We start from the raw sequence: 12,910 nt of genomic DNA, 5'->3' as shown, positions 1-12,910 counted from the left end.
CAGCCCGCCGCCGCCCGTTCGGTCAGCGCGGGGTGTTGGCGCTTGCTTCCTGACCGTCGCCTTCGGGCGCGGCGATGATGTCGCGGGTGGTCTGGCCCTTGTCGACCACGTTAGTCTGCGGATCGCCGGCCGAGGAGCGGATGCCGCTGTCGACGGTGTCGCCGCCCGCTGCCTGAAGCGCCGCCGTCTCGCTGGCGCTGCGCGGCGCGCTGCCGAACAGCGCCTCCAGCGTCTGCGCCTGAGCCGCACTGGCGGACTGCACGCGCGCCGCGCCCGGGGTCGGCGGCACGAGCGCGAAATCGGGCGGGATGATCAGCGAGGGCTGACGCGCCACCGCGAACTCGTCGGGCCGGTCACGATCAAGGCCGTTGCTCGCGCATCCGGCCAGCAGCACCGCAAGGCCTGCGCCCATGACGATCGACTTACGCATTCACATTCTCCGAAGCCATCTTGTCCGGCTTTGCCGCCGGCTTATCGCGGATCAGCAGCGCGCGCACCAGCAGAATGAGCACGCCGATGGTGATCGCCGCATCCGCAATGTTGAAGACGAGGAACGGCCGCCACTCGCCAAAATGCAGGTCGGCGAAATCGACCACATAGCCAAAGCGGACCCGATCGACGATGTTGCCCAGCGCGCCGCCGAGCACGAGGCCGAGCGCGATCCTGTCGCCCACCTTTTCCTCGCGCCACATCCACCAGGTGACGGCGGCGGCGATCAGCGCCGTCATCGCCACCAGCGCCCAACGCGCGCCGTCGCTCTCGGCACGCAGCAGGCCGAGGCTGACGCCGATATTCTGCACGAAGCGCAGGTCGAAGAACGACACGATCTCGCGCGAGGCACCCAGAAAATTGATGCCGAGCGGGCCGGTGACGATCCATTTCGTCACCTGGTCGATCGCGAACACCGCCGCCGCGGCGCCGAGCCCCAAAGCGGGGACGGTACGCGTCACGCCGCCACCTCGTCGCCGACGACATCGGCGCAGCGCGCGCACAGCGCATTGTCCTCCGCCACTTCGGGCAGCAGGCGCCAGCAGCGCCCGCACTTGTGATAATCGGTCCGGCTCACCGTTACCTCATCGCCCGGCGATACCTTCGCCACGATGAACGCCTCGGCGAGCTGATCGACCGGCAGCGGCGTCTCGGTGACGGTGACGTTCGCCTCCAGGCTGGAGCGGACGACCTTTTCGCGGCGCAGCGGCTCGATCGCCTCCGTCACGCGCTCGCGCAGGCGGCGCACCTCGAGCCAGCGCGCGCTGACGTCCTCGCCCGCCTCTGCCGGCAGTTCGGGCCAGTCGAGGAAGTGCACCGAGCCGTCCTCGCTCGGGAAGCGCGATTGCCACACCTCCTCGGCGGTGAAGACCAGCACCGGCGCCGCCCAGCGCGTCATGGCGTGGAACAGCACGTCGAGCATGGTGCGATAAGCCCGCCGCTTCACGCTGTCCGGCGCGTCGCAATAGAGCGAATCCTTGCGGATATCGAAGAAGAACGCCGACAGATCCTCGTTGGCGAAGTCGGTCAGCAGCCGGACGTAATCGTTGAAGTCATAGTCGGCGATCGCACGGCGGAGCTGCTTGTCCAACGCATGGACGAGGTGGAGCATGTAGCGCTCCAGCTCGGGCCATTCCGCCACCGGCAGCTTTTCCGCCTCGTCGAACCCGTCGAGCGCGCCGAGCAGGTAGCGGAAGGTGTTGCGCAGCTTGCGATACCCGTCCGCGACGCCGGCCAGGATCTCCTTGCCGATGCGGTGATCCTCGGTGAAGTCCACCGATAGCGCCCACAGCCGCAGGATGTCCGCGCCGTAATCGCGCATCAGGTCGAGCGGGTTGATCGTGTTGCCGAGGCTCTTGGACATTTTCATGCCCTTGGCGTCCATCGTGAAGCCGTGCGTCAGCACCGCATCATAGGGCGCGCGCCCACGCGTGCCGCAGCTTTCCAGCAGCGACGACTGGAACCAGCCGCGATGCTGGTCGGATCCTTCGAGATACAGGTCCGCCGGCCAAGACAATTCGGGCCAGCGCCCGCTTTCCAGCACGAACGCATGGGTGCAGCCCGAATCGAACCACACGTCGAGAATGTCGGTGACCCGCTCGTAATCGGCCGGATCGCGATCGGGGCCGAGCAGCGCCGGCATGGCCGTGTCGCTCCACGCATCCACGCCCTTCTCGCGGAAGGCGGCGACGATGCGCGCGTTCACATCGGCGTCGACCAGATACTGGCCGGTCCGCCGCTCCACGAAGAGCGCGATCGGCACGCCCCAAGCCCGCTGACGGCTGATGACCCAATCGGGCCGCCCCTCGACCATCGCGCCGATGCGGTTGCGGCCCTTTTCGGGCACGAAGCGGGTTGCGGCGATCGCGGCCACTGCCTTTTGCCGCAGCGTGTCGCCACCCTCGATCGGCCGGTCGACGGCGATGAACCATTGCGGGGTGCAGCGGTAGATCACCTTGGCCTTGGAGCGCCAGGAATGCGGATAGCTGTGCTTGAAGTCGTCGCTGGCCGCGACGAGCGCGCCTGCTTCACGGAGGTCGGTGCAGATCGGGCCGTCGCTGGCAACGAACTTCTTGTTGATGACGCTGCCCTGCCCGCCCAGCCACAGCCAGTCGGATCGGTACATGCCCGCCGCATCGACCGCGAAGACCGGCTCGATGCCGTTCGCCTTGCACAGCTCGAAATCGTCCTCGCCATGGTCGGGCGACATGTGGACGAGGCCGGTGCCGGCATCGGTGGTGACGAAATCGCCCGCCAGGAACGGGCGAGGCTTGGCGAAAAAGCCGCCCAGCGCGTGCATCGGGTGCCGCGCAACGGCGCCCGCCAGCTTGTCGCCGGTGATCAGCGCGAGCGCGGTGACGGTGCCGGCCTCGTCGCCGACCTTCATCACCACCGGATGCCCGATCCGCGCGCCGAAGCTTTCGATCAGGTCGCGCGCCACCAGCAGCGTGCGCGGGCCCTCCACCATGTCGTCGAAGCGGGCGAGGACGTATTCGACGTTCTCGCCATAAGCGAGCGCCTGATTCACCGGGATCGTCCACGGCGTGGTGGTCCAGATCACCGCATGTGCGCCGACCAGTTCGGGCGCGTTGGGCGCTTCGGTGATCTCGAACGCAACATCGATCTGCGTCGACACCACGTCCTCATATTCGACCTCGGCCTCGGCCAGCGCGGTCTTCTCGACCGGCGACCACATCACCGGCTTGGCGCCGCGATAGAGCTGGCCGGTCTCGGCGAACTTCATCAGCTCGGCCACGATGGTCGCCTCGGCGGCATAGTCCATCGTCAGATACGGCTTGTCCCAATCGCCGTTGACGCCCAGCCGCTTCAGCTGCTCGCGCTGGGTATCGACCCACTTCTGCGCATAGGCGCGGCACTCGGCGCGGAATTCCGCCGCCGGCACCTCGTCCTTGTTCAGCTTCTTTTTGCGATATTCTTCCTCGACCTTCCACTCGATCGGCAGGCCGTGGCAGTCCCAGCCGGGCACATAGGGCGCGTTCTTGCCCAGCAGCGTCTGGGTGCGCACCACCATGTCCTTCAGGATATGGTTCAGCGCATGGCCGATGTGCATGTCGCCATTGGCATAAGGCGGGCCATCGTGGAGGATGAACTTTTCGCGCGCCTCGCGCTGCTCGCGCAGCCGCTGGTACAGGCCGAGCCGCTGCCACCGCTCGAGAATGGCGGGCTCCTTCTGCGGCAGGCCCGCCTTCATCGGGAAGTCGGTCTTCGGCAGGAAGACGGTGTCGCGCCAGTCCTTTGCGTCGGGGGCGCGTGCGGTGGGGGTTTCGTCGGCCATAGAGGCTCGCGCCCTTAGCGCGGGTCGCGGGGCAAAACAAACCGCTGTGGTGCGGCCGGTCAATCCCCGGCGAGGATCTCCCGCGCGCGCGTGCAATCGGCGGCCATCTGCTCGGTCAGCGCCTCCAGCGTGTCGAACTTCGCCTCGGGGCGGAGGAACTCGATCAAAGCGACGTCGATCACCTGGCCGTACAGGTCGCCGGAAAAGTCGAACAGATACGGCTCGAGCAGCTCCTTGGGCGGATCGAAGCTCGGGCGCACGCCAAGGTTCGCCGCGCCGCCAACAACGCGGCCGTCCGCCAGCGCCACGCGCACGGCGTAGATGCCGTAGGCGGGGCGCAGATAATTGCTCATGTCGACGTTGGCGGTCGGATAGCCGATCGTGCGGCCCACCTTGTCGCCATGGCGCACCTCGCCGCGGATCGTGAACGGACGGGTCAGCAGCCGGGCGGCGTCGCGCGGGCGCCCGTCACGCAGCGCGGTGCGGATGCGGGTAGAGGAGACGGTCTCGCCATCGAGCGCGACCGCACCCACCGTGTCGGTCGAAAAGCCATGGGTAGCGCCGAGCGCCGCCAGCATTGCGACATCGCCCGAGCGCGCCTTGCCGAAGGTAAAGTCCGCGCCGGTCACCACGCCGGCGGCGCCGATCTGCTCCACGAGTCGCGCGGTGACGAAGTCCTCGGCCGATAGCGCGGCAAGCTCGGCATCGAAGTCGAACACCAGCAAGGCATCGACGCCTGCCGCCTGCATCAGCTCGGCGCGCTGCTCCAGCTTGGAGAGCCGAAACCAGGGCGTGTCCTGCTTGAAGAAGCGCATCGGATGCGGATCAAAGGTCGCGCCGAGCGCCGGCCGCCCCTCGGCCCGCGCGCGTTCGACCGCGCGGCCGACCACTGCCTGGTGCCCGAGGTGAAAGCCGTCGAAGTTGCCGAGGGCGACGATCCCGCCGCGCAATGCCGCCGGCAGCGCGTCGCCTTTGCCCAGCCGGATGATCCCATGCCGCTCCATGGCAGCGCGCATAGCCGCGCGTGCTTCAGCGCACCAGTGTTACGAAGCTGTAGGCCGGGCGGTCGCCATCGACAGCACGATCCTCGCGCGCGATCTCGCGCCAGCCAGTGAACGGGGGCACGATCGTGTCACCATCGGGCGTGGCATGAACCTCGGTCAGTTCGATGCGATTGGCGAGATCGAGGAACAGCGCGAAAATGTCCGCGCCGCCGATCACCGCCGCGTCGTCGCCGGCCAGCGCCAGCGCGCTGTCGCGATCATGCACCACTTCCGCGCCCGCGGCAGACCAGGTGCGATCGCGCGTCAGGACGATGTGGCGGCGGCCCGGCAGCGGCGCGGGGAAGCTCTCGAATGTCTTGCGCCCCATGATCATCGGACGGCCCATGGTCTGCGCCTTGAACCGCGCGAGGTCCGCCGGCAGGTGCCAGGGCAAGCCGCCGTCGCGGCCGATCACGCCGTTGCTGGCGCGCGCCAGATGCAGCGAGACGGTCACCGCGCCGCCAGCGGCGTCGACGAAGGCGCGGCGCAGGCCGACGGGCTGCCGACCTGCAGCAGCAACGCAGCAAGCGTCGCCGTGGCAATCGTTACCAGATAATCGCGCATTTCAGCCTCCATCCCTTCGACTACGTATGTAGTCGTAACGGCTGAATGGCAAGTGAACGCTGTGGTCACGCCGGCATCGTCATACGGCGACAGGCGCCTTGATGTGCGGCTGTGCGACGTAATCGTGCAGCACGAAATCTTCGAGCTCATAGGCATCAATCGCGTTAGGCGTGCGCGTGATCTCCAGCCGCGGCGGCGGGCCGGGCGTGCGGCCGAGCTGCTCGCGCGCCTGATCGAAGTGGTTGGAATAAAGGTGGCAATCGCCGCCGGTCCAGATGAACTCGCCAGGCGCCAGCCCGCATTGCTGCGCCAGCATGTGGGTGAGCAGCGCATAGCTCGCGATATTGAACGGCACGCCAAGGAAGATGTCGGCCGAGCGCTGGTAGAGTTGCAGCGACAGCCGGCCGTTCGCGACATAGGTCTGGAACAGGCAGTGGCACGGCGCCAGCGCCATGGCGTGCAGATCGCCGGGGTTCCAGGCCGTGACGATCTGGCGGCGCGAGGCGGGGTTGGTCTTGATGTCGTGCACCAGCCCCTTGATCTGATCGATGTGCCGGCCGTCCGCCGTCACCCAATCGCGCCATTGCTTGCCGTATACGGGGCCGAGATCGCCCGCCTCGTCCGCCCATTCGTCCCAGATGCTGACCTTGCGATCCTGGAGCCAGCGCACGTTGGTGTCGCCGCGCAGGAACCACAGCAGCTCGACGATGATCGAACGCAGGTGCAGTTTCTTGGTGGTGAGCACCGGGAAGCCCTCGGCCAGATCGAACCGCATCTGGTGGCCGAACACGCTGAGCGTGCCGGTGCCGGTGCGGTCCATCTGCTCGCTGCCCGATTCGAGCACGCGGGCCATGAGGTCGAGATACTGGCGCATCCCGGCCTGCTACAGCCCGGCCGCACGCACGCCAAGCCGCCACGACCGCATCCGATACGGCGCCGATATCTTGCGCCGATCCCGCCACCCCTCAAACCGGACGGCATGTATGGGTTCGATCCGGCAATCAGCGGGCATCTGGCCGCCATGGCGCGGGCGGTTACCGAATCGCTCGCCTTCGTCTTCCTGGACGAGCGCGGCGGGACGGTGGGGCTGCACCACATCCTGTCCGCCAGCGCGTCGTCGGTCGACGTGCCGCTGCGCACGATCGTCGCGGTGGCGATGGCGCATGATTCGCGCGCGATCGTGATGGCGCACAACCATCCCTCGGGCGACGCCGAGCCATCGGCGGAGGACCTGCGCACCACCCGCCGCGTGGCGGAGGCGCTGGACAGCCTGGGGATCCGGCTAGTCGATCATCTCGTGCTGGCCGGCGACACGATGGTCAGCTTCCGTGCCCGCGGGCTGTTGTGACTGGGTGACGCGGCACGGCCGGATCGCAGCCGGCTCGGGGCGCGCGCCGCTCGCCCGGAAGGTGGCGAAATAGCCGCCGGCCGACGGCATCGCGGTGATCCCGACCAGCTCATAGCCGACCGATCTGAACTCGCAGCGCAGCAGCGCGGGCGGGGTGCCGTGGTTGGCGGTCGGGCGGTTGGCATCGACCACCACGACGAGGCCGTCGGGCCGCAGCGCGGAGCGCATGCGCCATAGGAATTCGTACGGCTGCTCGATCTCATGGTACATGTGGACCATGAAGATCCGGTCGAAGCTGTTCTCCGGCAGCTTGGGATCGTTCGGCTCGCCCAGTTTGACGCTGACATTGTCGAGCCGTTTGCGCGCGACCCGCTCGGCCAGCGCGTCGCGTACCGCCGGAATGATGTCCTGCGCCAGCACGCGGCCGTCTTCGCCCACCCGCTGCGCCAGCCGCGTGGTGTAATACCCCTCGCCCGCGCCGATATCCGCCACCGTCATGCCCGGCTTGATGGCCGCACGCGCCATTACCTCGCCCGCCTCGTTCAGCCGATCGCGCGCTTCTTCGTTCGACCAGCGCGGCGACACGATGTGCGCGACCGGGCGATCCGCGGCGGGGAACGGCCCCGGCTCGCGCGGCTCCTTCTTCAGCAACGGCTCGCCGCCCTCGCACGCCGCGAGCAGCAGCAGCAGCGCGGCGCCGGACTGACGAACCAGAGAAGCCCGGCGCATCCTCAGTCGACGTCCTCCACCTCGACCGCCTCGCCCGTGACGCGCTGCGCCAAAGCGGCGGCCATGAAGTCCTCAAGGTCGCCGTCGAGCACGTCGCCGGGCGAGGTCGAGGTGGTGCCGGTGCGCAGGTCCTTCACCAGCTGATACGGCTGCAACACGTAAGAGCGGATCTGGTGGCCCCAGCCGATCTCGGTCTTGGCCGCGTTGACGGTGTTCGCCTCTTCCTCACGCTTCCTGAGCTCATGCTCGTAGAGGCGGGCGCGCAGCTGATTGTACGCTTCCGCCTTGTTCTTGTGCTGCGAGCGCTGGTTCTGGCAGGCGACCACGATGCCGGTCGGCAAGTGGGTGATTCGCACCGCCGAATCGGTCGTGTTGATGTGCTGACCGCCAGCGCCAGAGGCGCGATAGGTGTCGATGCGAAGCTCGCTGTCGTTGATCTCGATGTCGATCGAATCATCGATCACCGGATAGACCCACACGCTGGAAAAGCTGGTGTGGCGCCGCGCGGAGCTGTCGTACGGGCTGATGCGGACGAGGCGGTGCACGCCGCTTTCCACCTTGGCATAGCCATAGGCGTTCTCGCCCTTCACCAGCAGCGTCGCGGACTTGATGCCCGCCTGCTCGCCCGCGTGATAGTCGATCAGCTCCACCTTGTAGCCGCTGCGCTCGGCCCAGCGCGTGTACATGCGCTGCAGCATCTCGGCCCAGTCCTGGCTCTCGGTGCCGCCGGCGCCCGCGTTGATCTCGACATAGGTGTCGTTCGCGTCCGCCTCGCCCGACAGCAGCGCCTTGACCTTGTCCTTTTGCGCGCGCTCCGACAGTTCGGCCAGCGCACGGGTGCCGTCCGTGGCCATCTCCTCGTCGCCCTCGGCCTCGGCCATCTCGATCAGCTCGGCGGTGTCGGAGAGCTCACGCTCGATCGTGCGCGTGGCGGTGATCGCCTCGTCCAGGCGGCGACGCTCGCGCATCACGTCCTGCGCGGCTTTGGGGTCGTTCCACAGCGTCGGATCCTCGACGCGGGCGTTCAGTTCGTCGAGCCGCCGCAGCGCACGATCCCAGTCGAGGCTGCGGCGCAGGAGCGCGAGCGCCTCGTTGATCGTGTCGGCATGGGCCTGCGCTTCGGCGCGCATCGTTCATTCTCCAGTTCTCGCGTCGGGTCGGCGCACCGGGGGCGGTGCCGTGGCGCGGACGCGCTGCGGACAACCGGCCCCGGCGATCGGCCGGCGCGACGGTATTTGGGTGGCGGACTTAGGGCCAGAACGGCGGCAGGACAATGCCGCCGCCGGCTGGTCAGTAAATGCCGCCTTCACGTTGCAGGAAGTCGCGGTCGCTCGCCTGGGTGGTGGGACGCGCCTTGGTGGGTGCGGCCGTCGGCGCCGCCGTCGGCCGCCGCGGCGCGCGACGCGCCTCCGCCTGCGGCTTGAACGCTTCCCAGATCACGGCAGGCTTGGGATCATTGTCATTGGGGAAGGTGCCGAATACCGGCCGGCCGCTGGCCCGATCGATCCGCACCATGCGAATGCCCGGCGGCGCGCGGAACGGCAGCGGCTCCATCCCCTCATATGCCTTGGTCGCCCATTGCTTGAAGATCGGCGCCGCCAGCGTGCCGCCCTGCGCATAGCCGCCGAGGTTCACCGGCGAATCGTAGCCGATATAGACGCCGGCCACCATTTGCGGCGTGCCGCCGATGAACCACACGTCCTTCGGCCCCGAGTTCGTGCCGGTCTTGCCGAAGATCGGTCGGTTCAGATCGCGCAGCACCGTCGCCGTGCCGCGCTGAATCACGCCCTCGGCGATGTGCACCATCTGATAGGCCGACATCGCGTCCAGCACCTGGCGCCCGCGCTGCATCGGGCGCGGCATCGCCTTGCCATCCCAATCGGGCATGTTGCAGCGGTCGCACGCGCGCCAGTTCTCCGGCCAGATCACCTCGCCGCGACGATTCTGGACGTAATCGATCAGCGTCGGTGCATGCCAGCGGCCCTGATTGGCGAGCACGCCATAGGCGTTGACCATCTTCATGACGGTCGTCTCGCCGGCGCCCAGCGCATAGGAGAGATACGGCTGATAGTCGCCGATATCCATTGCCTTCATCAGCCGCACGACGTTGGCCATGCCGGTCTGGGCGGCGGTGCGCACCGTCATCAGGTTTCGCGACTGCTCCACGCCCCAGCGCATGGTGTGCGGGCCGGCGCCGCGCGAATTGCCGAAGTTGCGGAAGCATTTCTGCCCCAGCCGCGCGCCCTGATCGACGCAGAACGGCCCGTCGACGATGATCGACGCAGGTGTCATGCCGTGTTCGAGCGCGGCGGCATAGACGATCGGCTTGATGGTGGAGCCGGGCTGGCGCATCGCCTGGGTGGCGCGGTTGAACGACTGCAAGGACGCGTCGAACCCGCCCTGCATCGCCAGTATCCGCCCGGTCTCGGGCTCCTGCACCACGAAGCCGCCCGAGATCTTGGGCACCGAGCGCAGCGCGAACTGGCTGCCCGACGGCGCCACGGCGATGATGTCCCCCGCCTTCAGGCTGGTGAACGCCGGCGTGCTGCTGCCACGCAGCGGCATCTGCGCGCCCGAGCGCGGCAGGCGTCCCTCGTCGCCGCTAGCGAAGCCGATCCGCGCCTCGCCACTGTCGCGCGAAATCACGATCGCGGCGCGCCAATCGGCGTGGTCGAGATTGATGTTGGTGTTGAGGAGCGCCACCTGCCAGCGATCGCCGTCGATCTCGACATGGCGCAACGGGCCTGAGAAGCCACGCCCGCGATCGTAGCGCAGCAAGCCGTCGCGCAGCGCCTCGGCCGCCGCGGCCTGCACGTCGCGGTTGAGCGAGGTGCGCACCCACAAGCCACCCGAATAGACGCTGTTCGCACTGTCGCGTGCCGTTTCGCCAAAACGATTGATCAGCTCACGGCGGACCTCCTCGACGAAATAGCCGCCGACCTGCTCGAACTTCGGCACGCGGGTGAGGATGGCGCCGATCGGCTGGGCACGCGCCTGGTCGCGCTGCGCCGCCGTGATGAAGCCGTTGCGCGCCATTTCGCCCAGCACCCAGTTGCGCCGCTCCAGCGCCCGTTCGGTATCGCGGAACGGCTCGTAATTCGCCGGGCCCTTTGGAAGGATGGCGAGATAGGCCATCTGCTCCAGGCTGAGCTGATCGAGTTCCTTGTCGAAATAGGCGTGGCTCGCCGCCTCGACGCCGTACGCGTTGCGGCCGAGGAAGATCTGGTTGAGGTAGAGTTCCAGGATCTGCGGCTTGGTAAGCGTATCCTCGATGCGCCAGGCGAGGATCGCCTCGCGAATCTTGCGCGTCGGCGAATAAGCGTTGCCGATCAGCAGGTTCTTCGCGACCTGCTGCGTGATGGTGGAGCCGCCGCGCGCGCGCTGCCCGCTGCCCAGCTTTGACACATAGTCGAACACCGCGCCGGCAAGGCCGGGATAATCGACACCGTGATGCTCGAAGAACGTCTTGTCCTCGGCCGACAGAAATGCCTCGACCAGCTGCTTGGGATATTCGGCAAAGGACAATTCCACGCGCCGTTCGCGGGCGTAGGAATAAATCGGGCTGCCATCGATCGCGCGGACGTTGGTGGGCAGCGGCGGCTCATAAGTGCGTAGCTGCTCGACAGACGGCAGATCGCGCGTGATGAAATACCAGCCTCCGGCCATCACCAGGAGGCCCAGCGCAGCAAGCACGGCCAGCACCTTTACCCAGCCACGGCTCCATAGCTGCGACAAACGCTCGCCCAGCGCAAAATGACGCCGCTTCGGCTCGATCGGTTCGGGAGGATTGGACGCCATACGCGACGCCGGTGTTTAGGGAGGCCCTCGGCGACTGGCAACATGCGGCGGTCAACATCCCGCCGCGCCGCCGCCCTGTGGCGACGGGCGTGCCTAGCGCGCGGCGGTTTGCGTCATCCGGCGTGCGAAATAGATGTCCACCGCACGGCGCACGCTTTGCGCGATCCGATTGCGCCCTTCACGGCTGTCCAGAAACGCGGCGTCCTGCGCGTTCGAGATATAGCCGGTTTCGAACAGGATCGAGGGCATGTCCGGCGCCTTCAACACCAGCAGCGACGCCATGCGGTGAAAGCTGCTTTTAACCGGGATCAGCGGCCTTGCCTCGCGCCCGAGCAGCCGGGCAAAGCCGGCGGACGCGTTCATCGTCTCGCGCTGGGTCAGGTCGATGAGGATGGAGGACACGTCCTCGCTCTCGTCGAGGTTCACGCCTGCGATGATGTCCGCCTTGTTTTCGCGCGCGGCGAGACGCGCGGCCTCCTTGTCGGAGGCGACGTCTGACAAGGTGTAGGCAGTGGCGCCGGTCGCCTCGACATTGCCGGCGCTGTCGCAATGGATGGAGATAAACAGGTCCGCGCCGAGCTGCCGCGCCACGCCGAAGCGCTCGCGGTGAAGGATGTAGCGATCGTCGTCACGCGTCAGGGCGACGCGCACACGACCCGATTCGAGCAGTTCGTCGCGGATCGCGCGGGCGATCGCCAGCGTCACGTCCTTTTCGCGTAGCCCCATCTCGGGGTTGAGCGCGCCGGGATCGTTGCCGCCATGGCCGGCGTCGATCACCACCAGCGGGCGGCTGGCATCGCCCTGTACCCGCGGCAGCACGCTTTTGCGCGCGGGCGGCACGGGCACCGTCACCTTGTATTTCGGTTTCGGCTTGCCCCAGCCGAACGGGAGGAAGCTGAGCGGCGAGGCTGCGCTGGCCGCCGCGAACCGCGCGCCATCGACCTGGCGCAGCGACAATTGCAGCGTGCGCCCCTCGTCGCGGAACTCGCCCTTGGACACGATCATCGGCGCGGCAAGGTCGAGCACCACGCGCGCGCCGTCGGCGCCGCGCCAGCCCTGGCGCACCGCTGCCACCGGCCCTTCGGCACCACCGCCCTGCCCCGGGTGCGCGCCGTCGATGTCGATCGCGATGCGCTGGGGTGCGTTGAGGATGAAGCTGGACGCACCGCGCACCGCCTCGTCGAAGCGGATGGTGATCCGCTCGTTGCCGATATCCACCCGCTCCACCGTCGCGGCCCAACCGGGCGCGGCGGCGGTGAAGCCAGCCAATAGTGCGAGCAGCATCGACATGCGCCCTGCATGCCGCGCTGGCCGCCCGCTGGTCCAGCGAAAAGCCATGATCTGCAAACCCTTTTTCCCTGTCCGACTCGATCTAGGGCGGCGGCTCTCAAGCCCGGGTTGCCCGACGCGGTTAACGCGGCGTTCGGCACATTCTTGCCGCCAACCGGCAAAGACGTTCCGGTTGCTGAATGACAATTGAATTGCTAGTCACCATTTTGATCGGATTGCGGACCATTGCGCCCGCGCCCGACCCACCGCCCAACCGGCCGATCGCGCCGGCGCGGGCAATCAGGTTGACGTACGCATGTCGCATATTCCCCCACCGCAGTTCCGACCGGCTTTCGCCGGCGGTGCGGACGCGGG

At 67.6% G+C, this 12,910-nt stretch carries 11 protein-coding genes; 1 reads left to right on the top strand and 10 read right to left on the bottom strand.

Annotation, left to right across the window (positions count from 1 at the left end):
• Window positions 1-22: 22 nt before the first annotated feature.
• The 6 genes from SPDO_RS05375 to SPDO_RS05350 form a co-directional block, all read right to left on the bottom strand.
• Complete coding sequence (locus SPDO_RS05375; protein WP_088366465.1) at window positions 23-430, bottom strand: DUF3035 domain-containing protein; 408 nt, start codon at window positions 428-430, stop codon at window positions 23-25.
• A complete protein-coding gene (gene lspA, locus SPDO_RS05370; RefSeq protein ID WP_088366464.1) occupies window positions 423-950 on the bottom strand; it encodes a signal peptidase II in 528 nt (175 codons plus the stop codon). The genes SPDO_RS05375 and lspA overlap by 8 nt, the downstream gene beginning before the upstream one ends.
• On the bottom strand, window positions 947-3,784 hold the full coding sequence (ileS, locus tag SPDO_RS05365; protein WP_088366463.1) for an isoleucine--tRNA ligase: 2,838 nt from the start codon (window positions 3,782-3,784) through the stop codon (window positions 947-949). Before ileS ends, lspA begins: the two co-directional genes overlap by 4 nt.
• A 59-nt stretch (window positions 3,785-3,843) precedes the next feature.
• Window positions 3,844-4,788, bottom strand: a complete 945-nt coding sequence (locus tag SPDO_RS05360; protein ID WP_088366992.1) for a bifunctional riboflavin kinase/FAD synthetase — start codon at window positions 4,786-4,788, stop codon at window positions 3,844-3,846.
• A gap of 25 nt (window positions 4,789-4,813) precedes the next feature.
• Complete coding sequence (locus tag SPDO_RS05355; RefSeq protein WP_088366462.1) at window positions 4,814-5,281, bottom strand: dihydrofolate reductase; 468 nt, start codon at window positions 5,279-5,281, stop codon at window positions 4,814-4,816.
• Window positions 5,282-5,470: 189 nt separating this feature from the next.
• Entirely contained in the window at window positions 5,471-6,265 is a 795-nt protein-coding gene (locus tag SPDO_RS05350) for a thymidylate synthase (protein ID WP_088366461.1), read from the bottom strand.
• A 105-nt stretch (window positions 6,266-6,370) separates the two neighbouring features.
• Here SPDO_RS05350 and SPDO_RS05345 point away from each other — a divergent pair, with 105 nt between their 5' ends.
• Window positions 6,371-6,739, top strand: coding sequence for a JAB domain-containing protein (locus SPDO_RS05345; protein WP_088366460.1), 369 nt, complete (start codon window positions 6,371-6,373; stop codon window positions 6,737-6,739).
• Here the strand turns inward: SPDO_RS05345 and SPDO_RS05340 are convergent.
• From SPDO_RS05340 to SPDO_RS05325, 4 genes are all read right to left on the bottom strand, one after another.
• A complete protein-coding gene (locus tag SPDO_RS05340) occupies window positions 6,674-7,468 on the bottom strand; it encodes a class I SAM-dependent methyltransferase (protein WP_088366459.1) in 795 nt (264 codons plus the stop codon). The two genes, SPDO_RS05345 and SPDO_RS05340, sit on opposite strands and share 66 nt — an antisense overlap.
• 2 nt (window positions 7,469-7,470) lie before the next feature.
• Window positions 7,471-8,598 carry a peptide chain release factor 2 gene (gene prfB / locus SPDO_RS05335; RefSeq protein ID WP_088366458.1) on the bottom strand — a complete coding sequence of 376 codons (1,128 nt, stop codon included), beginning with the start codon at window positions 8,596-8,598 and terminating at the stop codon, window positions 7,471-7,473.
• A 160-nt stretch (window positions 8,599-8,758) separates the two neighbouring features.
• Complete coding sequence (locus tag SPDO_RS05330) at window positions 8,759-11,266, bottom strand: penicillin-binding protein 1A (RefSeq protein WP_088366457.1); 2,508 nt, start codon at window positions 11,264-11,266, stop codon at window positions 8,759-8,761.
• A 93-nt stretch (window positions 11,267-11,359) separates the two neighbouring features.
• Window positions 11,360-12,556 carry an N-acetylmuramoyl-L-alanine amidase gene (locus SPDO_RS05325; protein ID WP_088366456.1) on the bottom strand — a complete coding sequence of 399 codons (1,197 nt, stop codon included), beginning with the start codon at window positions 12,554-12,556 and terminating at the stop codon, window positions 11,360-11,362.
• Window positions 12,557-12,910 lie beyond the last annotated feature (354 nt).

Origin of the sequence: Sphingomonas dokdonensis (genome assembly GCF_002197685.1) — a bacterium.
Classification (GTDB): domain Bacteria; phylum Pseudomonadota; class Alphaproteobacteria; order Sphingomonadales; family Sphingomonadaceae; genus Sphingomonas; species Sphingomonas dokdonensis.
Note: the sequence above shows the minus strand (reverse complement) of the source record. Positions and strands in the feature narration are given on the sequence as shown.

What these genes read in the sequence shown, in the direction of transcription:
- SPDO_RS05375 (WP_088366465.1), bottom strand. Translation starts at nt 430, where the DNA reads ATGCGTAAGTCGATCGTCATGGGCGCAGGCCTTGCGGTGCTGCTGGCC.
- ileS (WP_088366463.1), bottom strand. Translation starts at nt 3,784, where the DNA reads ATGGCCGACGAAACCCCCACCGCACGCGCCCCCGACGCAAAGGACTGG.
- SPDO_RS05360 (WP_088366992.1), bottom strand. Translation starts at nt 4,788, where the DNA reads ATGGAGCGGCATGGGATCATCCGGCTGGGCAAAGGCGACGCGCTGCCG.
- SPDO_RS05350 (WP_088366461.1), bottom strand. Translation starts at nt 6,265, where the DNA reads ATGCGCCAGTATCTCGACCTCATGGCCCGCGTGCTCGAATCGGGCAGC.
- SPDO_RS05345 (WP_088366460.1), top strand. Translation starts at nt 6,371, where the DNA reads ATGTATGGGTTCGATCCGGCAATCAGCGGGCATCTGGCCGCCATGGCG.
- SPDO_RS05340 (WP_088366459.1), bottom strand. Translation starts at nt 7,468, where the DNA reads ATGCGCCGGGCTTCTCTGGTTCGTCAGTCCGGCGCCGCGCTGCTGCTG.
- prfB (WP_088366458.1), bottom strand. Translation starts at nt 8,598, where the DNA reads ATGCGCGCCGAAGCGCAGGCCCATGCCGACACGATCAACGAGGCGCTC.
- SPDO_RS05330 (WP_088366457.1), bottom strand. Translation starts at nt 11,266, where the DNA reads ATGGCGTCCAATCCTCCCGAACCGATCGAGCCGAAGCGGCGTCATTTT.
- SPDO_RS05325 (WP_088366456.1), bottom strand. Translation starts at nt 12,556, where the DNA reads ATGTCGATGCTGCTCGCACTATTGGCTGGCTTCACCGCCGCCGCGCCC.